The sequence below is a fragment of the Variovorax sp. J22G73 genome (genome assembly GCF_030317035.1).
Lineage (GTDB): Bacteria > Pseudomonadota > Gammaproteobacteria > Burkholderiales > Burkholderiaceae_C > Variovorax.
The window spans coordinates 64,116-88,666 of sequence record NZ_JASZYK010000016.1 but is presented as its reverse complement, the minus strand read 5'-3'; the positions used below and the strand labels follow the sequence as shown (position 1 = coordinate 88,666).

The window sequence follows — 24,551 nt, the reverse complement described above, 5'->3', positions numbered from 1 at the left end:
CCGTGAGCACCAGTGACACCGTGAACGACGCACCCACATTCGATGCGGGCGCCGCGCTTGCGGCACTTGCGGCATTGCGCGAGCGCGGCGCGCACAACGCCGACCCGGTGCGCTTTCGCTTCATCGAGGCGATGGCGCGGCGCGCGGATGCGCACGGCGGCGACACCCGGCGCATGCTGGACGAGCGCATCGCGCAGCTGCTCGCGGTGTACACGGAAGCCAATGCAGCGAATGCAGGGAACGCAGAAGCATTGGCGCAGCGGCCCGATGCCGTCGCCGCGCCAGAACCATTGACCGCGCGCAGCGCGCTCGCCGAGCTTGTCGAGCACATCGCGCAGCATGCGCCGGCGCCTGCGGTGGGCTTGCCATCGGGCGGCACCACGCCCGAGCTGAAGGCCGTCACCTACTTCCGCAGCACCTGGTCGAAGCTCAGCGCCGAGCGGCGCCTGACGCAGTCGCTGGCCAAGGTGCCCGACAACGCGGGGCCGCTCAACTCGCACCACCTGGTGCACCGCGCGCTGCTGCTGATGCGCGACCTCTCGCCGGAATACCTCAACCGGTTCATGTCCTACGTCGATGCCCTGTTGTGGATCGACCAGGCCAATGGCAGCATGGCGGCCGCGGCGGCCAGCGCGCCGCGCACCGAAAACACCAGGAAGACGGGCCGCGGCAAGGCCGCGTGACCTCAGCGGCCAGGCCGCTGGACTCGCTGAAACAGAAGCTTTCGATTTATATTGCACGCAATTCAATTGCTCGCTACACTTCAGCCCATGCGCTCCACCCCGGCCCCCCACGACGAAATGCTCAAGCTGGACAACCAGCTGTGCTTCGCGGTGTATTCCGCCTCGCTGGCCATGACGCGCCTGTACAAGCCCGCGCTCGAAAAGCTCCAGCTCACGTACCCGCAATACCTCGTCATGCTCGCCCTGTGGGAGCAGGACGGCCCCACGGTCTCCGCGCTCGGCGAGCTGCTGTCGCTCGACTCGGGCACGCTCACGCCGCTGCTCAAGCGGCTCGAGGCCAACGGCTACGTGGCGCGCGTGCGCGACGTGGCCGACGAGCGGCGCGTGCACATCACGCTCACGGCCGCGGGCCGCAAGCTGAAGACCAAGGCGGCCGACGTGCCCGCCTGCCTCATGGCCGCCACCGAATGCTCGGTGCCGGAACTCATTGCGCTCACGCAGCAGATCCAGACGCTGCGCGACCGCATCAAGAAAGCCGCGTGAACCCGCGCGGCCGTGTCCACCCCCGTCCCTTCCTCACTTCACCAAAGGAAATCACCATGACCACCAAGCTCGACAAAGTGCTCTACACCGCAGAAGCCCACACCGTCGGCGGCCGTGACGGCGCAGGCAAGTCCAGCGACGGCGCCATCGACGTCAAGCTGAGCTCGCCCGGCTCCGGCAAGCCCGGCACCAACCCCGAACAGCTGTTCGCGGTCGGCTACGCCGCCTGCTTCATCGGTGCGATGAAGGCCGTGGGCCCGAAGATCGGCGTGAAGGTGCCTGAAGACGTCGCCATCGACTCCAGCGTTTCCCTCGGCCCGACGAACGGCGGCGCCGCCTACGGCATCGCCGTGAAGCTGGCCATCACGCTGCCGGGCCTCGATGCGGAAGCCAAGCAGAAGCTGGTCGACACCGCCCACCAGGTGTGCCCGTACTCGAACGCCACGCGCGGCAACATCGACGTCGAACTGACGATCGCCTGATCGCCCCGTTCGGCACACAAGAAGGCGGCCCGGCAACGGGCCGCCTTTTTTTGCGCGTGCCGACGCCTGCCGACGTCCACCGTTGTCTCACGGGTGACGCCGAAACGCCCCGCGCGGTAGCGCCTTTCACCGAGCTTGGCTAACGTCGCGGGCACATCCACTGCCGGAGCTTCACCATGAGCACGACCAGCCTCCTCGTTCGCAAAGACCAGCTCGCCACCACGCGCCTGCACACCGCCACCGACGAAGCCCTGGCCGACGGCCAGGTGCGGGTGCGCATCGACAGCTTTGCGCTCACCTCGAACAACATCACCTACGCGGCCTTCGGCGACGCCATGAGCTACTGGCAGTTCTACCCGACGGGCGAAGAAGGCTGGGGCAGCATTCCGGTGTGGGGCTTCGCCAGCGTGGTGCAGTCGCTGCACCCGGGCGTGGCGGTGGGCGAGCGGCTGTACGGCTACTGGCCGATGGCCTCCAGCGCGGTGCTGAGCCCCGGGCGGCTGTCGCCCGAGCGCTTCACCGACATGGCCGAGCACCGCGCGGCGCTGCCGGCCGTCTACAACCAGTACTTCCGCTGCGCGAGCGACCCGCTGTACACGGCCGGCACCGAAGACACGCAGTCGCTGCTGCGCCCGCTGTTCATCACCTCGTGGCTGATCGACGACTTCATGGCCGACAACGATTTCTTCGGCGCGAAGACCATGCTGCTGTCGAGCGCGTCGAGCAAGACGGCCTACGGCACGGCGTTCCAGCTGCACCAGCGGCACCAGGGCGAAGGCATCGAGGTGATCGGCCTGACCTCGCCCGCCAACGTCGCCTTCTGCGAAAGCCTGGGCTGCTACGACCGCGTGCTGACCTACGACGCCCTCTCGGCGCTCGACGCGGACACGCCCTGCGTGTACATCGACTTCGCGGGCAACGGCGCGCTGCGCAACGCCATCCACGAGCGCTTCACGAACCTGAAGTACAGCAGCTCCATCGGCGGCACGCACGTCGAGCAGCTGGCGGCCAAGGGCGCGGGCAAAGACCTGGCTGGTCCGCGCGCCACGCTGTTCTTCGCGCCCGCGCAGATCAAGAAGCGCACCGCCGAATGGGGCGCCGAGGAATTCGGCCGGCGCATGGTCGCGGCCTGGCACGCGTTCATGGCCACGGTGAGCGATGCGAAGAATCCGTGGCTGCACGCCACGCATCACCATGGCGGCGACGCGGTCACCGCCGCCTACGCGCAGGTGCTCGAAGGCAAGGGCGACCCGCGCACGGGCCATGTCCTTTCTCTTTACAAACAACCCGTGAGCGCCTGAGCCCGGCGGGCGCCGTGTGGCGACAATCGCCGCATGACCCTTTCCTCTGCAGCGCCCGCGAACAACCATCCTTACGAGAGCCTCACGCCCGACGTGGTGCTCGACGCGCTCGCGACGCTCGGCCTGTACGGCGACGGCCGGCTCACCGGCCTGAACTCCTATGAGAACCGCGTGTACCAGGTCTACCTGGAAGACCGCAGCGCGGTCGTCGTCAAGTTCTACCGCCCCGGCCGCTGGAGCGACGCCGAAATTCTCGAAGAGCACGGCTTCTCGCTCGAACTGGCCGCCGGCGAAGTGCCGGCCGTGCCGCCGCTGGCCTTCGAAGGCAAGACGCTGCACCACCACGCCGGCTTCGCGTTCAGCGTGAGCCCGTACCGCGGTGGCCGCGCGCCCGAGCTCGACAACTTCGAGGTGCTCGAATGGGTCGGCCGCTTCCTGGCGCGCATCCACACCGTGGGCAGCGCCAAGCCTTTCGAGGCCCGCCCCGCGCTCGACCTGCAGACCTTCGGCCTCGACTCGCGCGACTGGCTGCTGGAGAACGACAAGATCCCGCTCGACATGCAGCGCGACTGGGAAAAGATGTGCAACGAAGCGCTGGACATGGTGCGCGCCACGGCCCTCGCGCTGCAGCCGCCGGCCTCCGACTTCAAGCCCCGCAAGCTGCGCCTGCACGGCGACGTGCACCCCGGCAACATCCTGTGGACGCCCACCGACCGCCCCGGCGGCGGCCCGCACTTCGTCGACCTGGACGACGCGCGCACCGGCTTCGCCGTGCAGGACTTTTGGATGCTGCTGTCGGGCGACCGCGCGCAGCGCACCTCGCAGCTGTCGGGCCTGCTCGACGGCTACGAGCAGTTCCGCGAGTTCGACCGGCGCGAGCTGGCGCTGATCGAGCCGCTGCGCACGCTGCGGCTCATTCACTACAGCGCGTGGCTGGCGCGGCGCTGGGAAGACCCGATCTTCCCGATCAACTTTCCGTGGTTCGGCTCCAGCGACTACTGGAAGGGGCAGATCCTGGTGCTCGAAGACCAGTGCGAGCAGATGGCGGAAGAGCCCCTGTACGCCTAGGGCTGCAGCGGGGCCTGCTGCCCTGCCGCGATGCTGTCGGCCACGCCCTGCAGCAAGCGCTCGACCAGCACGTTCGCCGGCCCGTTGCGCCAGATGCCATAGGCCTCCGACTGCGCCACCGGCCGGTCCAGCGGCCTGAACACCGCGCCGCGCAGCGCCGAATGGCGCATCGCCTGCGGCACCAGCGCCACGCCCAGGCCCTGCGACACCAGCGACACCACGGCCAGCCAGTGGCGCACCTCGTGCCGCACCTCGGGCAGGAAGCCCGCGTCGGCGCAGATCGACAGGATGCGCTCGTGATAGTCCGGTGAAGCCTCGCGCGAGAACAGCACGAAGGGCTGGTCGCGCAGGTCCATCGGCGCCAGCACGCGCTTGCGCGCCAGCGCATGGCCGGCCGGCACGCAGGCCACGAAGGGCTCCGACAGCAGCAGCCGGTGCTGCAGCTCCAGCGGCACGCGGCGCGTGTGGGCAAAGCCCAGGTCGAGCCGGTCGTTCAGCAGCTCGGTGATCTGCACGCCCGAATTCAGCTCGCTCAGCGTGATGCGCACCGCCGGGTGCTTCGCCTGGAACGCGCGCAGCGCCTGCGGCAGTCCGCGGTACAGCATGGCGCCGACGAAGCCGATGCGCAGCCGCCCCGCCGAGCCGAATGCCACGTCGCGCGCTTCGATGGCCGCCTCTTCGGCCTGCAGCAGCACGCGCCGCGCCGAGATGCGCAGCGCCTCGCCGGCGGGGGTGAGTCGCACCTCCTTGCTGTTGCGCTCGAACAGGCGCGCGCCCACGGTTTCTTCGAGCTGCCGGATCGCCACCGACAGAGGCGGCTGCGAGATCGACAGGCGGCGCGCCGCGCGGCCGAAGTGCAGCTCTTCGGCGAGCACGGAGAAGTAGCGCAGGTGCCGCAGTTCCATGGATAGTCAGAACGAATAGAACAAGACCAAATCGATATTAGACACAGATCGTCGGGGCTTCAACAATGCGGCGAACCAGGAGACAAGAAGCCATGCAAGAACCAGTTGCACCCGTTGCACCCGTTGCACCCGTTGCACGCGTTGCCCACGGCGCGCATGCGGCGCCGCAAGCCGCACCCATCGCGCCGCACCCCATCCCCGACCGCCACGGCCAGAACCTCTTCAGCACCGACACCGAGCTGCACGGCCTGCTCGCGCTCTACCTGCCCGACGACCTGCGCGCCCACATGCAGCCGCACTTCGAGCGCCTGGGCGGCCTCGCGGGCGGCCTGCTCGACGAGCTGGCCGGCACCGCCGACCGCAACCCGCCCACGCTGAAGCAGCGCACGCGCACCGGGCTGGACGAGCAAACGGTCGTCAAGCATCCGGCGTATGTCGAGATGGAACGCCTCGCGCTCAGCGAGTTCGGCCTGGCCGCCGTTTCGCACCGCGACGACACGCTGGGCTGGCAGGGCAAGATGCCGCCGCTCGTGAAATACGTGCTGACCTACCTGTTCGTGCAGGCCGAGTTCGGCCTGTGCTGCCCGGTGTCGATGACCGACTCGCTCACGCGCACGCTGAAGAAGTTCGGCACGCCCGAGCTGGTCGCCAAGTACCTGCCGCGCCTGACCTCGCTCGACTTCGACGAACTGGCGCAGGGCGCGATGTTCATGACCGAGCAGGCCGCTGGCTCCGACATTGCCGCCACCGCCACGCTCGCGCACCAGGAGGCCGACGGCAGCTGGCGCCTCACGGGCGACAAGTGGTTCTGCTCCAACCCCGATGCCGACTTCGCGATGGTGCTGGCGCGCGCCGACGATGCGTCCGGCGGCTTGCCCGGCATGAAGGGCGTGTCGCTGTTCCTGCTGCCGCGCCGGCTCGACGACGGCAGCCTCAACCGCTACCGCATCATCCGTTTGAAGGACAAGCTGGGCACGCGCTCGATGGCCAGCGGCGAGATCCGCCTCGAAGGCGCGATCGCTTACCTGGTGGGCGAGGCCGGCCGCGGCTTCGTGCAGATGGCCGACATGGTCAACAACTCGCGCCTGTCGAACGGCGTGCGCGCCGCGGGCCTGATGCGCCGCGCGGTGGCCGAGGCCGAGTTCATCGCGTCCGAGCGCCGCGCCTTCGGCCGCACGCTGGCGCAGATGCCGCTGATGCAGCGCCAGCTCGACAAGCTGCGCCTGCCGGCCGAGCAGGCGCGCACCATGGTGTGCCAGACCGCGCTGGCGCTGGCGCGTTCGGACGCCGGCGAGCCGGACGCCTACGCGCTGCTGCGCATCCTCACGCCGCTCATCAAGTTCCGCGCCTGCCGCGACGCGCGCAAGGTGACGGGCGACGCGATGGAAGTGCGCGGCGGCTGCGGCTACATCGAGGAGTGGAGCGACGCGCGGCTGGTGCGCGACGCCCACCTGGGCTCGATCTGGGAAGGCACCAGCAACATCGTGGCGCTGGACGTGGTTCGCGCGGTGAAGCGAGAAGGCTCGCTGCCCGTGCTGCGCGCGCACTGCGAGAAGCTGCTCGACGACGCGGCCCGCGCCCACGCTCTTGCCCTCGCCCTCGCCCCCGGCTACGCCAAGGCCCTGCGCGACGCGCTCGCGCGCGCCGCCGCGCTGACCGAAACCGCCGCGCGCGAAGGCGGCGACGTGCTCGCGCGCCAGGCCGCCTCCGCGCTCTACCACTGCACCAGCGCCATCGCGATGGCCTGGGAGGCCGCGCACAGCGGCTCCGCGCCACGCCTGCGCTGGTCGCAGCTGGTGCTGCTGCACCGCGTGCTGCCGCGCGACCCGCTCTCGCCCGACGCCATGCCGGCGGACTGGAACGCCGCCGCGGTCGCCACCACCGACCGCAACGACGCGGCGCTCGCCTGAACCTTTGCCCTGCCCCACACAAAGAACCGGAGACATCCCTTGAAACGCTCGACCTTCCTGCTGGCCGCCTGTGCCGCCACCGTGCTCAACGCCTTGCCCGCCGCTTTCCCCGTCGCGCAAGCCGCCGACGCCTTCCCCTCCAAGCCGCTCACGCTGGTCATTCCGTTTCCGCCCGGCGGTCCCACCGACGCCATGGCGCGCACGCTGGCCGCCGAGATGAAGGACCGCCTCGGCCAGCCCATGATCGTGGAGAACCGCGCCGGCGCGGGCGGCAACATCGGCGCCGAGTACGTCGCGCGCGCCGAGGCCGACGGCCACACGCTCATGTTCGGCACCTCGGGCCCGCTGGCCATCAACAAGAGCCTGTACCGCAAGATCAACTACGACCCGGTGAAGAGCTTCGCGCCCGTCATCCAGGTCGGCTACCTGCCCAACATCCTGGTGGTGAACCCGGCGCTGCCGGTGAAGAACGTGCCCGAGCTCGTGGCCTATGCCAAGGCCAACCCGGGCAAGCTCAGCTACGCCTCGTCGGGCAACGGCGCGTCGTCGCACCTGGCGGGCGTGCTCTTCAACTCCGTGGCCGGCACCGACCTGCAGCACATTCCCTACAAGGGCACGGGCCCCGCGCTCAACGACCTGCTGGGCAACCAGGTGAGCATGACCTTCACCGACATCCTCACCGCCCTGCCCTACGTCAAGGCCGGCAAGCTGCGCGCGCTGGGCGTGGCCACCGTCGCGCGCTCGCAGGCGCTGCCCGACGTGCCCACGATTTCCGAGCAGGGCTACAAGGGCTACGACGTGAGCGTGTTCTTCGGCATCGTCGCCCCGGCCGGCACGCCCGCCGACCGCATCGCCAAGCTCAACCATGCGTTCGCGGAGGTGCTGAACTCACCCAAGGTGAAGCAGATGTTCGCCTCCCAAGGCCTGGAAGCGCCGGCCGATACCTCGCCGCAGAAGCTCGGGCAGTTCATTGGCACGGAGTCTGTGAAGTGGAAGGACGTGGTGCAGAAGTCCGGGGCGCAGCTGGACTGATTCGACCGTGGTCGTTCAGGGCGCGATCGTTGATCGGCCACGACCCGGCGGCCTGTTCACCCGCCCTGAACAAAGCAACGCAACGCAAATCACGGAACACAAGCAATGACCCACCCCCAAGGCGCCCTCGCCGGCATCCGCGTCCTCGACATCTCCCGCATCCTCGGCGGCCCCTACTGCGGCCAGATCCTCGGTGACCATGGCGCCGACGTGCTCAAGGTCGAGCCGCCGCAGGGCGACGACACGCGCACCTGGGGCCCGCCCTTCAAGGAAGGCGTGGCCTCGTACTACCACGGGCTGAACCGCAACAAGCGCGTGCAGCACCTCGACTTTTCGACCGAAGAAGGCCGCGACGCACTGCTCGCGCTGGTGGCCGAAGCCGACGTGCTCATCGAGAACTTCAAGACCGGCACCATGGAACGCTGGGGCATCGGCTACGAGACGTTGTCGCAACGCTTTCCGCGGCTCGTGTGGTGCCGCGTGTCGGGCTTTGGCGCCGACGGTCCGCTGGGGGCGCTGCCCGGCTACGACGCCGCCGTGCAGGCCATGACCGGCATCATGAGCATCAACGGCGAGGCCGACGGCGGCCCGCTGCGCGTGGGCCTACCGGTGGTCGACATGGTGACCGGGCTGAACGCCGTCATCGGCGTGCTGCTCGCCCTGCAGGAGCGCAACCGCAGCGGGCGCGGCCAGTTCGTGGAAGCCGCGCTGTACGACAGCGGCCTTTCGCTGCTGCACCCGCATGCCGCCAACTGGTTCATGGACGGCACCGCGCCGCGCCGCACCGGCAACGCGCACCCCAACATCTACCCCTACGACGCGCTCGCCACCGGCACCGACCCCGTGTTCGTCGCCGTGGGCAACGACCGCCAGTTCGCAAGCCTGTGCCGCTGCATCGGCCTGCCCGCCCTGTCGGACGACCCGCTCTACCGCAGCGCCGGTGCGCGCTCGGTGAACCGTGCCGGGCTCAAGCAGCAGCTGGAGGCCGCGATGGCCGCGTTCGACGGCCGCGCGCTGGTCGAGCAACTCATGGCCGCCGGCGTGCCCGCCGCGCCCGTGCTGCCGGTCGATGCCGCGCTGCAGCACCCGCACACGCTGCACCGCGAGATGGTGGTCGACATGCCGGGCGGCTACCGCGGCATCGGCGCGCCGGTGAAGCTCAGCCGCACGCCGGCCAGCTACCGCCATGCGCCGCTGACGCCGGGCGATGCCTTCCTGCCCACCGGCCCCGACGCTTCAACGCCGCATTGACGACCGGCCGCGGCCGATGCCGTAGTACGCGATGCCCGCGGCCTCGACCTGCGCCGCGTCGTACAGGTTGCGGCCGTCGAAAAGCGCCGGCGTGCGCAGCGCCTGCGCGATGCGCGCGAAATCGGGCGCGCGAAACTCCGGCCACTCGGTGACCAGCGCCAGCGCGTCGGCGCCCTGCAGCGCCTCGTCGGCCGTGCCGCACCAGCGCACATCGCCACGTTCGGCGCGTTCGCCGACGATGTCGCGCGCCGCCGTCATCGCCGCCGGGTCGTAGACCTGCACGCGCGCGCCCGCGGCCCACAGCCGCTCCAGCAGCACCAGGCTCGGCGCGTCGCGCATGTCGTCGGTGTCGGGCTTGAAGGCCAGGCCCCACACGGCGATGGTCTTGCCCGCGATGCGGCCTTCGAAGTGGTGCGTCATCAGCTCGAACAGGCGGCCCTTCTGCTCGTGGTTGGTGGCCTCCACCGCCGACAGGATGCGCAGCGCGTGGCCGCCGCGCTCGGCCGCGTGCTTCAGCGCGCGCACGTCCTTCGCGAGGCAGGAGCCGCCGTAGCCGGCGCCGGCCTGCAGGAAGTCGGGGCCGATGCGCCGGTCCGCGCCGATGCCGCGGCGCACGCTGTCGATGTCGGCGCCCGCCTGCTCGGCCACGCGCGCCATCTCGTTCATGAAGCTGATGCGCGTGGCCAGCATCGCGTTGGCGGCGTACTTGGTGAGCTCGGCGGAGCGGCGGTCCATCACCAGCAGCTGCTTCGGGTCTCGAACGAAGGGTTCGTAGAGCCGGGCCAGCAGCGCGATGGCCCACGGGTCTTGCGAGCCGATCACGACGCGCTCGGGCGCGCGGCAGTCGCGCACCGCCGAGCCTTCGCGCAGGAACTCGGGGTTCACCGCCACGGCGATGCGGTGCCGCGCGCCGCGCTGCGCCAGCTCGCCGGCGAGCACGGCCTCGACCTGGTCGGCGGTGCCCACGGGCGCCGTCGACTTGCACACCACCAGCGCCTCGCGGTCGCGGTGCCGGCCGATGCCCGCGGCCACCGCCATCACATGCCGCAGGTCGACGCGGCCCTGGGCGTCGGCGGGCGTGTTCACCACGATGAAGATCACCTCGCCATGCTCGCAGGCCGCGTGCGCGTCGGGGGTGAAGCGCAGCGTGCCGGCGGCCAGGCCGGCGGCCACCAGCGCGTCCAGCTCCGGTTCGTGCAGGGGCACCAGGCCGCGCTGCAGGCCCTCGATGCGGGCCAGGTCGGCGTCGGCGCACAGCACCTCGTGGCCGGCCTCGGCCAGGGTGGCGGCGAAGCTCAGGCCGACGTAGCCGGCGCCGAAGAGGCTGACTTTCATGACCATGCCCTCGGCGCGCTTGATGTGGCGCACTGGTCGCCGGCGCGGTTGTGCGATAAAAGCAGGATGGAAGCCTTCAAAACAATGTCCGGACAGGAAAATTCGATGATGCCCGATCAAGTTGCCGCGCGTTGCGCGCTGGTCCTGGAGACCAACAACCTGCGCGGCGGAGCCGATGCCGAGGCAAAGGCCAGCACCAGCCTGCAGCGCCTGGTCGCGTTGCTGGCGAAACAGAAGCTGCCGCTCACCGCGCTGGCGCAGGTGATCGTCACGCACGACGGCTTCAGCCCCGCCACCTGCGAGGCCGTGAGCGCGCTCGCGGGCCGCCCGGTCGAGTTCGTGCGCATCGACACCACCACCGGCTACTACGACGCGAAGAACGTCGGCTTCGAGGCCACCGACGCGCAGCGCTGCACCCACGTGGTGTTCGCCGACGCCGACTGCCTGCCCGACGACGACTGGCTGCTGCAGATGCTGCTGCCGTTCACGCGCGCCGACGCCCCCGCCGTGGTGGCCGGGCGCACCAGCTACGCGGCCAACGTGGTGGGCACGGCGCTGACCACCATCGACTTCATGTACTTCCCCAACGCCGACCATGCCGGCGCCACGAGCAACTTCTACGCGAACAACGTGGCCTTTCGCCGCGAGGTGTTCGCGCAGCACAGCTACCAGGCGCTGGACGGCGTGTACCGCGCGCACTGCCAGGTGCTGGGCATGCGGCTGAAGGCGGCGGGCGTGCCCATCCACTACGCCGCGGCGGCCCACACCGAGCACCACCTGCCCGACACGCGCGCCGAGGCGCTCAAGCTGCGCTGGATGCGCGGGCAGGACACCTACTCGCTCACGCCGCACCTGCTGCGCAGCTATGTGTCGCCGCGCTGGCAGTGGCTGGCCAGGAGCGGCCCGATCGGGCCGCTGGCCGTGCTGTTCACGCGGCTGGGCTTCAGCGTGAGGGCGCTGAACCACCAGGACCTGCCGCCCCTGCGCGGGCTGCGCTGGCTGGCGGGCGTGGCGCTGATCCTCGGGTTCTCGGCGGTCGACATGCTGGGCGCGTTCGCGCGCGGCATCGGCTGGCACACCACGGGGCGCACCAACGCGGATGCGCAGGCGCTGTCGTACCACCGGCCCTGAGCTCGTCTCGAAATTCACAGCCTTTCGCTGCACTTGACGGCATCTCCCGAAGAAGAACAACAAGACAAGACCATGCACATCCGCTCCTCCTTCATCGGCCACCGATTGGCGCTGGGCCTCGCGCTCGCCGGCGCCTGCGCCTTCGCCCATGCCGCCGACTTCGCCGGCCGCGGCGTCTTCAACTTCAGGTCCGACGCGGGCTGCCCTTTCGCCGCGCTCGCGGGCGCCGGCAACGACTGCAATCGCCTCGCGCTGGACGACGCCGACACCCGCGCGGCGCTCGACAGCGCCGCGCACACCATCCGCTTCGCCAACACGCGCAGCTATGCGGAAAAAACCATCGTCGGCGACATGCTGCTGCAGGGCTCCGGCCAGGCGCGCAGCGGCCAGCGCGTGCCGCTCACCTTTCATGCGCTGCTGAGCCGCTCGGGCACCGAGTGGTCGGTGAGCAGCCATGCGCACTCGCCCCTCGGCGACGAGTTCAGCGACATCCGCATCGACCCCTACCAGGTGGTGGTGAACGACGCCGGCACCGACCGCGTGGTGCTCTCTGCCGACCAGGTGGTCGAGGCGCTGGCCAAGCCGTCGCTCACCGCGCGCCTGGCCAACGTGCTGGTGCAGGTGGACGACAACCGCACCGATGGCGCCAAGGACGCCGACATCACCATCGGCCTGGGGCTGAGCAAGGCCTCCAAGTCGGTGGCGCGCGCGCGTTTTCGCGCGCCCGGCGCCAAGGGCCGCGAACTGGCCGACGCCATGCGGCAGGGCAACTGGACGCTGGAGCTGCAGGCGCTCAGCGGCAAGATCCCGCGCCAGGTGGTGCAGCGCGACCTGTTCCTGTACGGGCTCGAACAGCAGTCGCTGCTGCAACCGCTGCTGCAGCGCGGCTTCCACAAGAACGAGAAGCTGGTGCTGGGCGCCACCAACGGCAAGGGCTATGTGCGCTACGACGGGCAGCAGCGCGAGTTCGCCGGCGCCGACGCGGCGGCGCGCGCGTTCCTGCAGGACAGCTTCATCGGGCTGGTGCTGGGCTGGCAGCAACAGCAGCAGCCCGCGAGCCCGCAGGCGAAGGCCGATGGACGCTGAACGCCCTTCCATCGCACCCGGCTTCGACTGCCTCCTGCCGCCGCCCCTGCGCGGCTGGCCGGCGCTGCAGGCGCGGCTGGTGCACCACGTGAAGCGCGCCGCGCTGCGCCAGCTGCATGCGAGCAACGCGGGCGAGATGCTGCTGCTGCGCTTCTACCTGGTGGGTGAAGAGTCTTCGGAGCAGGCGCTGCAGCGCGAGCTGCGCATCGCGCCGCCCGACTGGCTGGTGCGCCAGCTCGACCAGCACCTGGCCGACGAGCAGCTGCATGCGCGCCTGTTCGCGCAGGCCATCGTCGAACGCGGCGGCAGCGCGCAGGCCGCGGCGTCGCCCGAAGAAGCGCCGCGGCCCGACTGGTTCAGCCGCCGCAAGCTCGCGCGCTGGCAGGCGCTCATTCGCCGCCATGCGCCGCACTTCGCGCAGGGCGGGCTGGTGCCGGCCTATGCCATCGGCCTGGCGGCCGAGCAGATGGCCTCGCGCATCCTGCAGCGCCATTGCGCGCTGATCGGCGAGCAGCATGCGCTGCACCCCTTGCTCACGCGCGTGCTGGCCGACGAAGACCGCCACATCCGGCTGTGCAGCCACACGCTGCAGCGCTGCGTGGCGCCGCACGAGCAGGCGCGGCTGGCGCAACTGATGGGCGAGGTGCGCGACACCGAGCGCGGCTTCGGCGTGACCGGCGCGCTGGGCATGTGGCTCGCCGGCGTGGCCTTGCGGCTGCGACCCGGCGCGGCGCGGCCCGTGCACGCGTGACACCTGCCAAGTGCCTGCAAGTGACGCGCGCCAGTTGACCCCCGCGCCGATGCCCCCGCGCATCCTCTACCTCGCGACCGCGGACGCGCGCGGCCACCTGATGCGCGCGCAGCTGCTCACGCATGCGCTGCGCGCGGCCGGCGCGCAGGTACAGGTGCTCACCACGTCCGACGAGGGCGCGCGCTTTCTGGCGGGCTTCGGCATCGACGCGCCGGTGCTCTCGCGCCACTACGCGGTGCAGTTCGACGCGCAGCAGAACATGCTGCGCCGCGAGACCGACCGCAACGTGGCGCACTACATGTTCCACCCCGGGCGCATGCTGCGCGACGTGGGCACGCTGAGCGCGCATTTCCGCCACGCGGACCTGGTGGTGAACGACTCGTTCCACCCCGCGCTGCTGCTGATGGGCTGGCTGCCGTTCTGGCGGCGCAAGGTGGTGCATGTGTACGGCGCGAGCTTGCGGCGCGCGCTCGAAACCAACTTCAAGGGCCGCATGCCGGGCCCGGTCGCCAGGCTGTTCGGCGGCATCGTGGCGTGGCAGATCGACCGCAGCCGCGCGCGCATCGAGCACGACTTCGCGTATGGCGAGCCCCAGCACGACGGCCACGGGCGCCACCGGCTGGCCACCCCGGTCGCGGTGGTCGATGCGGTGGACCACAGCGATGCGGCGCAGCGCGTGGCGGCCGTGTACCTGAACCCGCACTTCAAGGACGCAGCGCTCGCGGACGGCCTGGAGCAGGGCCTGGCCGACGCGGGCGTGCCCGCGCACCTGGTCGGCGAGGGCTATGCGCAGCGCGCGCACTGGCACGCGCGGGATGAGCACTGGATCGAGGCGGCGGCGCACAGCGCGTTCATCGTCTCGGCGCCGGGCATGGCGGCGCTGTCGATCGCGTCGGTCTACCGAAAGCCGATCCTGCTGCTGCTGACGGACCAGCCCGAGCAGGCGATCAACGCGGGGCGCGCGGCGCAGCTCGGCCTGACGCACCGCGTGGTGGTGTGGCGTGGCGACGCGGCGAAGTTCGCGCGGGCCGTGGCTGTTGCTGCCGGGGAACTGCTGGCCCTGCCGGCGGGTTCCGGAAATGCCGACGAAGGTCGGCAGGGCGCTGTCGATCGGCTCGGGCATTGGACTGCGCTGCTGTCCCGGCTTGCCGGCGCGGAGCGTGTGACGGGCGAGCAAGTCCTTCGGGACGGGTGAGCAGGCCGCCGGGTACGGCCGTTCGAACCCAGCCCTTGCGGAAGCAGAAGCCCTGCTAATCCAACGTGAGGTTCAGGTCCCGGATCAGCGGATGCCACCGGGCCGACTCCCCCTGCAGCAGCGCCGCGAACTGGCTGGGTGCGTCGCCCACGGGCTCGACGCCGAACTCGGCCAGCTTGCGCTGCACGGCCGGGTTGTGGATGGCGTTGGCCACCGACTGCTGCAGCCGCGACACGAGTTCGCCCGGGGTGCTGGCCGGCACCACCAGGCCCATGAGCGCGGCGGCCTCCACGTGCGGCATGCCGAGCTCGGCGAAGGTGGGCACGCCGGCCAGCTCCTTCAGCCGCTGCGGGTGCGCCACGGCCAGCGCGCGCAGCTTGCCGCTCTGGATGAAGCGGCGCGAGGCGGCCAGGTCGCACATCATCACGGGCAGCTGGCCGCCGGCAACGTCGGCCAGGGCGGGCGCGGCGGCGCGGTAGGGCACGTGCACCATCTCCAGCCCGGCTTCGCGCTCCAGCAGCTCCATGGCCAGGTGCTGCGGGCTGCCGGTGCCGGCCGAGGCGAAGCTCACCTTGCCGGGGAAGGCGCGCGCGTCCTCGATGAAGGCCTTGGCGTCCTTCTGGCCGCTGGACGGGCCGACCAGCATCACCATGGGCAACCGGCCCAGCAGGGTGACAGGGGCGAAGTCGCGCGACGGGTTGTAGCTGAGGTTGCGGTACAGCGCGGGGTTGAACACCAGCATGCCGTTGTCGGCCGACAGCAAGGTGTAGCCGTCGGCGGCGGCGCGGGCGGCCTCGATGGCGCCCAGCGCGGTGTTGCCGCCGGCACGGTTCTCGATGAGCACCGGCTGGCCCGCGTCGATGGCCAGCTGCGTGCCGATGGTACGCGCCACGATGTCGGCGCCGGCACCGGCCGGGTACGGCACGATCCAGCGGATGGGCTTGACGGGATAGACGGAGGAGGCGAACTGCGCCTTGCCCGCGCGGGGCAGCGCCGTGGCGGCCAGGGCGGCCAGCGCCAGGAGTTGCAGCAGCAGCGGTCTGCGGGTCATGGGGGCGTCGGTCTCCGAAGGAGAAGGAGCCGCCATGTTAGGCCGACAGCAGCCCGCCCTGCTCGCGGCGCGGCCTTGTCCTTGCGAACGGGGGGACGGGGAACGGGGGGTGGTCGCCCGGTCAGGGGGCGATGGGGTTGCCCGGGGAACCGGGGGTGCCGGCATCGCGCGCGGAGGCCGCGGCAGCGGCGACAGCAGGGGTGCGGTAGCTGACGTTCACCGCGGGTGTCGCCGGCATGGGAGGCTGCGGCGGCGGGCGCGTGATCTTGACCAGCGGTGCCCTGGCCGGGGCCGTGGCACGCGCCGGCGGCGTCGTAGTTGCCGCTGGCGCAGCCGTCGCAGGCGAGGCGGCCGCGATGGGTGTGAAGGGATCGGCGGGCGTCGAATAGCGCACCGGCGTGGCCGCCGGAGCCGGGGTTGCCGCGGCCACCGCACCACCCGCAACGGGCGCACCACCCGCGACGGCCGGTGCGGTCGGTGCGACCGGCGCCGTCTTCGGGTCGTACAGCACCGCGCCCTTGCCGACCCCGGTGCTCATCGGCCCGACGCCGACAGCCGCGCCGGCCGAGCCGGTCACCTGCCCGCCGTTGTTCACCGCCACGCCCGCGCCCAGCGGGCCGAAGCCGGTGTTCAGGCCGACGGAAAAATTGCCGTCCTTCGTGGCGCCGAGCCCCAGCGAGAGCCCGGGGACCAGCGGAATCCCCACGTGGTAGTGCGAGCAGCCGCCCGCCATCAGCAACACCAGCCCGGCCGAAGCCAGGGCCGCACCACGGACGACGCGCGGCCGCGGCGTCACACCAGCAGCGCGTTCACGCGCCTCACATAGGCCGCGGGGTCGGCCGGCAGGCCGCCTTCGGCCAGCAGCGCCTGGTCGAACAGGATGTTCGCCAGGTCGTCGAAGTGCGCGGAGCCTTCGAGCTTCTTCACCAGCGGATGCTCGGCGTTCACCTCGAGCACCGGCTTGAGCTCGGGCGCGGGCTGGCCGGCCTGCTTGAGCATGCGCGCGAGCTGCGTGCTCATGCCGCCGTCCTGCACCACCAGGCAGGCGGGCGAGTCGACCAGGCGGGTGGTCACGCGCACGTCGTCGGCCTTGTCCTTGAGCGCTTCCTTGAGCTTCTCCAGCAGCGGCTTGAACGACTCGGCGGCCTGCTCGGCGGCCTTCTTCTCGTCGTCGTCCTGCAGCTTGCCCAGGTCGACCGCGCCCTTGGCCACGCTTTGCAGCGGCGTGCCGTCGAACTCGTTGAGGTAGTTCAGCGCCCACTCGTCCACGCGGTCGGTCATCAGCAGCACCTCGATGCCCTTCTTCTTGAAGACCTCGAGCTGCGGGCTGTTCTTGGCGCCGGCCAGCGTGTCGGCGGTGATGTAGTAGATGGCGTCCTGCCCGTCCTTCATGCGGGCCTTGTAGTCCGCGAAGCTCACGCTCACCGTGTCGGTGGTGGTGGAGGCGTAGCGCAGCAGCTTGGCGATGCGGTCGCGGTTGCCCATGTCCTCGCCCAGGCCTTCCTTCAGCACCGCGCCGAACTCGGCGTAGAACCTGGCGTACTTGCCGGATTCGTCGGCATGCGCCGCGGCGGCTTCGGCGGCGGTGGGCGCGTTCTTGTCGACCACGTCCGTCACGGCCTCGGTCGGCTCGGGCGCGGGCACCGATTCGCCCGAGCCCACGTCGATCTTGCCTTCGCTGCTTTCAGGGCCGGTCTTCTGCTTCTTCGCCAGGTCTTCGAGCATGCCGAGCACGCGCTTGGTGCTGCCTTCGCGAATGGCCTTCACGTCACGGCTTTCCTGCAGCAGCTCGCGGCTCACGTTCAGCGGCAGGTCGGCCGAATCGATCACGCCCTTCACGAAGCGCAGGTAGCTGGGCATCAGCGCCTCGGCGTCGTCCATGATGAACACGCGCTTCACGTACAGCTTCACGCCCGCGCTCTTCTCGCGGTTCCACAGGTCGAACGGCGCCTTGGCCGGAATGTAGAGCAGCTGCGTGTACTCGGTGCTGCCTTCCACGCGGTTGTGGCTCCAGGCCAGGGGCGCCTCGAAGTCGTGGCTGATGCTCTTGTAGAACTCTTCGTACTGCTCGGTGCTGATGTCCTTCTTGGGGCGGCTCCACAGGGCGTTGGCCTTGTTGACGGTTTCCCACTCGCCGGTCTTCACCATGTCGCCGGGCTGGTCGTTCTCGCCTTCCTTCCACTCTTCCTTTTCCATCAGGATGGGCAGGGAGATGTGGTCGGAGTACTTGCCGACGATTTGCTTGAGCTTCCAGGCGTTGAGGTATTCGTCGGCATCGTCGCGCAGGTGCAGCGTGATGCTGGTGCCGCGCGCGGCGCGCGTGATGTCGGCCACCTCGAAGTCGCCGGCACCGCCGCTGACCCAGCGCACGCCTTGCTCTGCGGGCAGGCCCGCGCGGCGCGACTCGACCGAGATCTTGTCGGCCACGATGAAGCCCGAGTAGAAGCCCACGCCGAACTGGCCGATGAGCTGCGCGTCGGCCTTCTGGTCGCCGCTCAGCTTGCTCATGAAGTCCTTGGTGCCGCTCTTGGCGATGGTGCCGAGGTTGTCGATGGCCTCCTGGCGCGACAGGCCGATGCCCTTGTCGGTGATGGTGAGCGTGCGCGCGGCCTTGTCGAAGCTCAGGCGAACGTCGAGCTCGGGCTGGTCTTCGTACAGCTCGGGATGGTCGAGCGCCTCGAAGCGCAGCTTGTCGCAGGCGTCCGATGCGTTCGAGATCAGCTCGCGAAGAAAGATTTCCTTGTTCGAGTACAGCGCATGCGTGACGAGGTGCAGCAGTTGCGCGACTTCGGCCTGGAACGGGAGTTTGGTATTGGAGGAGTCAGCCATGGAATAAGAAATGTCGAAGCCAAAAAATTCTAAGCCGGCAAGGCGTCCCGGAGGTTACGCCGCACCAGCGCGTCAGATGGGGAGGTCCTTCGACTTCATCAAGGACGCGACGAATTCGAAAGCTCGCATTTTGCGCAATGCTGAAGGACAAAAACCAACGCTCTCGTCGGACGATACCCACGGTGACATCAAAAGTTACCGTAGATGACAGTTCTGAAATATCCTGATCTTCGATTCGGAACAGGGTGGCAACGCCCCGGGAAAACAGGGATGTCGTTTGATGAATCGAGTGACACTGTGGATCGCGGCAGCTCCCGCCGCGGTACCTCCGCGCGTGGCCCGGGCGCCCGTGCCGGGCCTCTCGGGGTTCCCGGGGTTACCCTGCCTGCCCTGCCTTGCCCACGCATGGCTGGGATGCGCAACCGCCCTGGCCTCGCTGTCGTGCGCGCATGCGCAGACGAGCTCCGCCCCCCGCAACCCCGCGGCGCCGGCCGCCCCGCTCGTGGCTGACGCGCGCATCGAACCCATCGACCGTGCGCAGGCGGAGCAGGTGCGGCTGAAGGCGCTCATCGACGCCGCGCCCAAGGCTTATGAAGACCGTTTCATGAGCGTGGACACGGGCGGTGGCAGCGAAGCCGAACCTCAGGCCGAGCAACCTCAGGGCTTTCGCGCCTGGCTGGTGGAAAGCCGCATCGGCTTCGGCGACGCCACCTCCACGGGCTACCGCCGCCAGCGCGCCACCGAGTTCGGGCAGCGCCTGGAATACCGGCGCGAGACGCTCAACTACGGCGAGTTCGTGCTGCAGGCCGACGCGCGGCACCTGAGCGGAGACAGCTTCCTGGGCGGCGGCGGCATCGGCTCGCTGGGCTATGCGCGCCGTTCGACCAGCGGTCGCTACACCTTGCGCAACCTGGGCTTTCCGCTGACCACGCAGACCTTCGCCGACACCGCCGTGGGCGACGTCTACAGCGAACTCACCGACGGGCTGGCGCGCAACTACCGGCTGTCGCTCGGCTCGAGCCTGGTGCGCGGCGCGTCGGCGCGCATCTTCAACACGCAGACGGACGTGCGCGCCGGCTACGGCGAGCGCGGCAACCTGGCGGGCGGTCCGTACCCGGGGTACGAGAAAAGCCAGGGCACGCTGGGGTGGCTCGGGATCACGCAGCGCCTGGGCGATCCGTGGTTCGCGTCGGTGCAGCTCGACCGCGCGCGCGACATTCCGGCCTACTACCTCGATCCGCTCACGGCGATCGGCTTCGGCCGCAAGGACGTCACGAGCTGGGCCGCTTCGCTCGGCTATGGCCGCGAGGTGGTGCGCGACGGCGACTTCAAGGCGCGCGCCACGCTGATCGGCAGCCGCACCAGCTCGCAGACACCGGGCGTGAGCACCGGCGGCTCGCACGGGATCTTCCTGGAGGCGAGTGCGCGCACGGGCCCGTACCGCCACGAGTTCGGCGCCTACACCGCGCGGCCGGACCTGTACTTCGGCGACTTCGCGCTGGCCACCGGGACGCGCGGCGCGTACTGGCGCATGGACCGCAGCACCAGCCGCCTGAGCTGGGGCGTCGGGCTCGACCATGAGCGCGCGCAGCCGGACAGCAACTTCAGCCTCTCCGGCTACACGCGCACCGGCGCCAATGGCAACGCGCAGTACGTGTTCGACCGCTACAACTCTCTCGGCGGCAGCCTGAGCGTGTACCGCACGCGCTACGACCGGCCAGGCACCGCCACAGGTACCGGAAGCACCGGCCTGGCCACGGCCGACAGCCGCAGCCTCTACGCCAACGCGTTCTTCCAGACCCGCCTGTTCGACTGGCCGCGCAGCCGCTTCACGCTCACCGCGCGGCGCAACGAGCTGGTGGTGCTCGGCGACAGCGCGGCCACCGGGCAGGAGCTGCAGTGGGAGCAGGACTGGATCGGCGGGCGCTACGAGACGATGCGCCCCGAGTTCACCACCACCCTCGGCTACGCGCACGACCGCAGCGGCGGCACCGCGCGCAACTACCCCACGGCCGGCCTGCAGTGGCGCTATTGGCTCGACAGCGGCGTGCAGCTCGCCGGCAACCTGCGCTACACCTCGCAAAGCGGCGGCCTCTACACGAGCCGGGGGCTGTCGGGCTCGCTCACGGCCGAGAAGGAGCTGTCGCGCGGTTGGCGCGTGGGCTTCGTCGCCAATTTCAACCAGGCGCGCGCCGCGCTGGTGCAGACCTCGCTCTCAGGTCCGAACCTGTACCGCAGCAACGAGAAAACCGCCTTCGTGTACCTGCGCTGGGAAGGAAGCGGCGGCACGGCCTTCCAGGCCGCCGGCATGCGCGATGCCGCAGGCGGCGGAGCCGGCGGCGGCAGCGTGTCGGGGCGCGTGTTCTTCGACGCCAACCGCGATGGCGAGCCGCAGCCCGGCGAGGCCGGCGCGGCTGGCGTGGAGGTGCTGCTCGACGGCCGCTACCGCGCCATCACCGACCGCGACGGCCGCTTCGAGTTTCCGCTGGTGACCAGCGGACGGCACCAGCTCACGCTGACGCCAGAGAGCGTGCCCCTGCCCTGGGGCGCGGCACAGGACAGCGGCACGAGCGTGAACGTGCCGCTGCGCGGTCAGGCCAGCGCCGTCATTCCAGTAACGAAAGTGAGCGAATGAAGCGCGCCGCCGGACGGTTTCCGACATGTCCTGCCAGTTCCCATCAACCCAAGGAGAGTCCATGACGCTGAAATCCACTGCATGCCCCCGCCCCTTGCGGGCCCTGTCGCTCGCGGCCCTCGCGCTGCTCGCGGGCGCGGCCATGGCCGAGAGCCAGTACGGCTCCGGCACGGGCACCATCACCGCGCAGGCGAAGGTGAACCTCAGCGTCACCGTGCCCAAGCTCATCCTGCTGCGCGTAGGTTCGACCAACACCACGGTCGACACCGTGACATGGACCTCTGCGCTCAGCATTCCCGGTGTGCCGACGACGCCGCTGGCCAACGTCAACAACACCAACGTCGACTGGAACGGCGCGGCGCCCACCGTCACCACCACCACCGCAGGCGGCACGCTCACCGTGTACGCCTGGACCAACGCGGGCACCGGCACCATCAATTGCGCGATGGGCGCGTGGAATGCCGTGGGCGGCCCGGCAAACGCCGACTTCACCGTGACCGCCACCGGCACGCTGCCGCATCCGGGTGCCAACCTCGGCGCCTGCGCGTCGACCCCGTTCGCGTCCAACGTGGTGGCCACGGGCACCTGGGCGTACGCGCTCGGCGGCACGCCCGCGGGCTGGGTCGCGAACACGTACACCAACACCATCACCTACACCGCGCAGGGCGTCTGATGCGCGGGCGGCCCGCGGCCACCCGGGCGGCTTCGATGGTCCCGGCCGCGTTGCTGGCACTGACGCCGGTGCTGGGCCTCGGCCTGGCGCCGCGCGCGCACGCCGTCATCACCACCGTCACCGACACCGGCAGCACCTATGCGCTGACGCTGCGCGTCGGGTCCGCCGGCACCACCGTCGACACCGTGGCCTTCGGCGTGACCGGCGCCAACGCGGGGCTCACGCCGACGGCGGTCACCGGCACGCCGGCCATCGACGTCTGGGTGATGCCGATGCGGCCGATGGTCAACAACACCCTGGCGCGGCCGGTGACGCTGCGGGTGGATTCGTCCATCGCGCTGGCGTGCCAGTCGGGCGGCTGCGGTTCCCAGACCATTCCTTTCAACACGATCAGCTGGGTGGCGTCGAACAACGGCAATGCGGCCTCGGGCGACATCCAGAGCGGCCGCTTCGACGGCAGCGCGAACCAGACCATTGCCAACTACAACGCCAACGCGTCCATCTGCGTCGGCCTGCTGTGCCTGCTGGGCGTCGGCACGTGGACCTACCAGTCGAACAACGTGACGGCCACGCGGCTGCAGTTCTCCTACGACAACAGCACCATCTACCCGGGCGGCAACTACAAGGGCACCGTGCGCTTCACGGCGTCGATGGAATGAACGGAGCCCGCGCGCACCGGTGGATCGCCCTGCTGCTGCTGTCGCCCGCGGCCGCGTGGGCGCTGGTCGCGCGGCTGGACGATTCGGCCTCGCCGCGCGCGCAGGTGCGCAGCGACTTCGCCAACGCGCAGGCCATGGACGGCAACCTGGTGGTGCTGCCTTTCGGGCGTATCGAATACCGGCTGGCAACGGCCCCGCACGTGGGGCGCCGGGCGCGCATCTTCTACGTGATTCCGCCCGCCGTGGCCGGCCTTCGCTCGCCCGCTGGCCTGCAGGTGCAATGGCGCGGCAACGGCGCCTTCGCCAGCGGCAGCGGACGCCCCGGCGACCGCGTGCAGGTGTGGAACGGCGTGGTGCAGACGCCGTGGATGAACGAAACCTTCGACCTGACGCTGCGCATCGATCCGCGCGAGCTGCGCCTGCCCACGGGCGCGGCGCTGAGCTTCGAGTCGATCTTCGAAATCGAGACCTCCCCATGAACGCTCCCCGCCTCCTTCGATTGTCTTGCGCAAGAACGTGGCTGCTGCCGGCACTGATCGCGGGCGCGGCCCATGCGGCGCCCTTCGAGCTGGGCGTCACCCCCTCGCGCTTCGAGCTCTCCGGCAAGCCCGGCGCGCGCATCGGGCAGTCGCTGGACATCCACAACCTGGCGCCCACGGCCACCGACGTGACGATCCGCACCATTGACTGGACCTACTCGGCCGAGGGCAACATCGGGTACCACGACGAACTGCTGCCCGGCAGCTGCAGGCCGTGGGTGCTGCTGGAGCGGCGCACGCTGTCGGTGCCGGCGCGCAGCAAGAAGTCGTTCCGCTTCCAGGTCGAGCCGCCGGCCGGCACGGCGCGCGGGGAATGCCGCTTCATGATCGCCATCGAAGGCAGCGAGCCGGCACAGCAGACCGTCATTCGCAGCAGCGGCGCCAGCCTGAGCTTGCCGGTCACCGGGCGCATCGCGGTGGCGGTCTACGTGATGCTCGACGGCGCCGAGCCCAAGCTCGACATCAAGCAGATCGCCAGCGGCGAGACCGCCGGCGCCCGCCGCACGCTGGTGACGGTGGTCAACACCGGCGACGCGCACGGCCGACTCGAAGGCAGCCTGGACGCGGTCGACAGCAAGGGCCGCGCCTTCGAGCTGGTGCCCGAGGGCACGCCCATCCTGCCGGGCCAGACCCGCACGCTGGCGCTCGTGCCCAAGGGCGAAGGCGGGCAGAGCGGTCCGGCGCCCGTGTACCCGGTGAAGGCCAGCGGCACGCTGGACTGGGACAAGGGCAGCTTCAAGATGGACGTGGAGTTGAAGTGAGGCACCTGCGGGGCACCTTCGCCAACGCGGTGGCCCTGCTCGCCGTCGCCTCGGCGGCCACGGACACGGACACGGCCCGTGCCGCCTCCAGCAGCGCGGTGCCCAGTGCGACCGTGCCGCTGAGCACGGGGGCGGTGGCGCTGGACTTCACCATCGCCATCGACAAGTTCATCTTTTTTCGCATCGGCGACGGCGCCTGGCCCACGCCCGGAGGCACCACCAGCATGGTGAGCTTCGCGCTCGCGCCGACCATTCCCGGCGGCCCCACCACGCCCACGGCCGGCAACAACAAGCCGGTGAACTGGAACGGCGCGGCGCCGACCTTCAGCGTGACGCCCAGCGGCAACGCTCTGCCGGTGGAAGTGCGCAGCAACGCGGGCCAGGTCACGCTGCGCGCCACCGCCACCACGCCGCTGTCGAACGGCACCAGCACGATCCCGATGTCGGAGATCGCCATTGCCAGCAGCGACACCAACCTGCCGGCGCCCGCCATTCCCAACACGGGTACAGGCACGCCGGTGAACGTGGCCGGCACCGCCTTAGGCAACCTGGTGACCGTGCGCTCGGCCACCTGGACGTTTTCCTATGCCAACCTGGCCAGCCGCAGGGCGGGCACCTACCTTGGCATGGTCACTTTCACTGCCAGTTCTCCCTGATCGACGGCCTGAATGGGCGAGACGGGACAAGATCGCCTCCTCAAGTCAGCTGCCGCTGGGATCGCGCCCCAAAGC

The 24,551-nt window shown here is 70.2% G+C and carries 23 protein-coding genes; 18 read left to right on the top strand and 5 right to left on the bottom strand.

All coding sequences use genetic code 11. The features are described from left to right. Positions 1–2: 2 nt before the first annotated feature. The 5 genes from QTI51_RS34400 (at position 3) to QTI51_RS34380 (ending at position 4,077) form a co-directional block, all read left to right on the top strand. Positions 3–683, top strand: a complete 681-nt coding sequence (locus tag QTI51_RS34400; protein ID WP_286517514.1) for a DUF2894 domain-containing protein — start codon at positions 3–5, stop codon at positions 681–683. Between the two features lie 87 nt (positions 684–770). Further along, positions 771–1,226: a MarR family winged helix-turn-helix transcriptional regulator gene (locus QTI51_RS34395; protein ID WP_116910194.1), complete on the top strand. Its 456-nt coding sequence runs from the start codon at positions 771–773 to the stop codon at positions 1,224–1,226. 56 nt (positions 1,227–1,282) lie between these two features. Continuing rightward, on the top strand, positions 1,283–1,708 hold the full coding sequence (locus tag QTI51_RS34390; protein WP_019657755.1) for an organic hydroperoxide resistance protein: 426 nt from the start codon (positions 1,283–1,285) through the stop codon (positions 1,706–1,708). Positions 1,709–1,884: 176 nt separating this feature from the next. Then, on the top strand, positions 1,885–3,009 hold the full coding sequence (locus tag QTI51_RS34385) for a DUF2855 family protein (RefSeq protein ID WP_116910195.1): 1,125 nt from the start codon (positions 1,885–1,887) through the stop codon (positions 3,007–3,009). 33 nt (positions 3,010–3,042) lie between these two features. Then, the gene (locus QTI51_RS34380) at positions 3,043–4,077 is read left to right on the top strand and encodes a serine/threonine protein kinase (RefSeq protein ID WP_116910196.1); all 1,035 of its coding nucleotides are present in this window, start codon (positions 3,043–3,045) and stop codon (positions 4,075–4,077) included. On the opposite strand, the gene QTI51_RS34375 is transcribed toward QTI51_RS34380, so the two are convergent. Then, positions 4,074–4,982, bottom strand: coding sequence for a LysR family transcriptional regulator (locus QTI51_RS34375; RefSeq protein WP_116910197.1), 909 nt, complete (start codon positions 4,980–4,982; stop codon positions 4,074–4,076). The two genes, QTI51_RS34380 and QTI51_RS34375, sit on opposite strands and share 4 nt — an antisense overlap. A 92-nt stretch (positions 4,983–5,074) precedes the next feature. On the opposite strand from QTI51_RS34375, the gene QTI51_RS34370 reads away from it, so the two are divergent. The 3 genes from QTI51_RS34370 to QTI51_RS34360 all read left to right on the top strand — a co-directional run bounded on the left by QTI51_RS34370 (position 5,075) and on the right by QTI51_RS34360 (position 9,175). Next, positions 5,075–6,892: an acyl-CoA dehydrogenase family protein gene (locus QTI51_RS34370; RefSeq protein WP_286517503.1), complete on the top strand. Its 1,818-nt coding sequence runs from the start codon at positions 5,075–5,077 to the stop codon at positions 6,890–6,892. Between the two features lie 39 nt (positions 6,893–6,931). Beyond that, positions 6,932–7,924, top strand: coding sequence for a Bug family tripartite tricarboxylate transporter substrate binding protein (locus QTI51_RS34365; protein ID WP_116910198.1), 993 nt, complete (start codon positions 6,932–6,934; stop codon positions 7,922–7,924). 105 nt (positions 7,925–8,029) lie between these two features. Further along, the gene (locus tag QTI51_RS34360) at positions 8,030–9,175 is read left to right on the top strand and encodes a CaiB/BaiF CoA transferase family protein (protein WP_116910199.1); all 1,146 of its coding nucleotides are present in this window, start codon (positions 8,030–8,032) and stop codon (positions 9,173–9,175) included. On the opposite strand, the gene QTI51_RS34355 is transcribed toward QTI51_RS34360, so the two are convergent. Next, complete coding sequence (locus QTI51_RS34355; RefSeq protein ID WP_116910483.1) at positions 9,161–10,510, bottom strand: UDP-glucose dehydrogenase family protein; 1,350 nt, start codon at positions 10,508–10,510, stop codon at positions 9,161–9,163. The two genes, QTI51_RS34360 and QTI51_RS34355, sit on opposite strands and share 15 nt — an antisense overlap. Before the next feature lie 105 nt (positions 10,511–10,615). Here QTI51_RS34355 and QTI51_RS34350 point away from each other — a divergent pair, with 105 nt between their 5' ends. From QTI51_RS34350 to QTI51_RS34335, 4 genes are all read left to right on the top strand, one after another. Continuing rightward, positions 10,616–11,641: a glycosyltransferase family 2 protein gene (locus QTI51_RS34350; protein WP_116910200.1), complete on the top strand. Its 1,026-nt coding sequence runs from the start codon at positions 10,616–10,618 to the stop codon at positions 11,639–11,641. Between the two features lie 72 nt (positions 11,642–11,713). Continuing rightward, on the top strand, positions 11,714–12,727 hold the full coding sequence (locus QTI51_RS34345) for a hypothetical protein (protein WP_116910484.1): 1,014 nt from the start codon (positions 11,714–11,716) through the stop codon (positions 12,725–12,727). Further along, positions 12,717–13,478 (top strand): hypothetical protein, encoded by a 762-nt coding sequence (locus tag QTI51_RS34340; RefSeq protein WP_116910201.1) that lies wholly within the window; start codon positions 12,717–12,719, stop codon positions 13,476–13,478. The genes QTI51_RS34345 and QTI51_RS34340 overlap by 11 nt, the downstream gene beginning before the upstream one ends. Before the next feature lie 49 nt (positions 13,479–13,527). Continuing rightward, positions 13,528–14,673, top strand: coding sequence for a glycosyltransferase family protein (locus QTI51_RS34335; RefSeq protein ID WP_116910202.1), 1,146 nt, complete (start codon positions 13,528–13,530; stop codon positions 14,671–14,673). A gap of 55 nt (positions 14,674–14,728) precedes the next feature. Here QTI51_RS34335 and QTI51_RS34330 read toward each other — a convergent pair whose 3' ends face one another. The 3 genes from QTI51_RS34330 to htpG form a co-directional block, all read right to left on the bottom strand. Next, positions 14,729–15,724 carry a Bug family tripartite tricarboxylate transporter substrate binding protein gene (locus QTI51_RS34330; RefSeq protein WP_116910203.1) on the bottom strand — a complete coding sequence of 332 codons (996 nt, stop codon included), beginning with the start codon at positions 15,722–15,724 and terminating at the stop codon, positions 14,729–14,731. Positions 15,725–15,845: 121 nt separating this feature from the next. After that, positions 15,846–16,520, bottom strand: coding sequence for a hypothetical protein (locus tag QTI51_RS34325; protein WP_116910204.1), 675 nt, complete (start codon positions 16,518–16,520; stop codon positions 15,846–15,848). Next, on the bottom strand, positions 16,517–18,553 hold the full coding sequence (htpG, locus tag QTI51_RS34320) for a molecular chaperone HtpG (RefSeq protein WP_116910205.1): 2,037 nt from the start codon (positions 18,551–18,553) through the stop codon (positions 16,517–16,519). Before htpG ends, QTI51_RS34325 begins: the two co-directional genes overlap by 4 nt. A 502-nt stretch (positions 18,554–19,055) precedes the next feature. On the opposite strand from htpG, the gene QTI51_RS34315 reads away from it, so the two are divergent. The 6 genes from QTI51_RS34315 to QTI51_RS34290 all read left to right on the top strand — a co-directional run bounded on the left by QTI51_RS34315 (position 19,056) and on the right by QTI51_RS34290 (position 24,476). After that, a complete protein-coding gene (locus tag QTI51_RS34315) occupies positions 19,056–21,188 on the top strand; it encodes a hypothetical protein (RefSeq protein ID WP_286517498.1) in 2,133 nt (710 codons plus the stop codon). A gap of 61 nt (positions 21,189–21,249) precedes the next feature. Then, positions 21,250–21,861: a hypothetical protein gene (locus tag QTI51_RS34310; protein ID WP_286517495.1), complete on the top strand. Its 612-nt coding sequence runs from the start codon at positions 21,250–21,252 to the stop codon at positions 21,859–21,861. Between the two features lie 35 nt (positions 21,862–21,896). Next, positions 21,897–22,520, top strand: a complete 624-nt coding sequence (locus QTI51_RS34305) for a hypothetical protein (protein ID WP_116910486.1) — start codon at positions 21,897–21,899, stop codon at positions 22,518–22,520. Continuing rightward, on the top strand, positions 22,517–22,999 hold the full coding sequence (locus QTI51_RS34300) for a hypothetical protein (RefSeq protein WP_116910206.1): 483 nt from the start codon (positions 22,517–22,519) through the stop codon (positions 22,997–22,999). Before QTI51_RS34305 ends, QTI51_RS34300 begins: the two co-directional genes overlap by 4 nt. Further along, entirely contained in the window at positions 22,996–23,820 is an 825-nt protein-coding gene (locus QTI51_RS34295; RefSeq protein ID WP_286517492.1) for a COG1470 family protein, read from the top strand. The genes QTI51_RS34300 and QTI51_RS34295 overlap by 4 nt, the downstream gene beginning before the upstream one ends. Then, positions 23,817–24,476, top strand: a complete 660-nt coding sequence (locus tag QTI51_RS34290) for a hypothetical protein (RefSeq protein ID WP_286517490.1) — start codon at positions 23,817–23,819, stop codon at positions 24,474–24,476. The genes QTI51_RS34295 and QTI51_RS34290 overlap by 4 nt, the downstream gene beginning before the upstream one ends. The last annotated feature ends 75 nt before the right edge of the window (positions 24,477–24,551 follow it).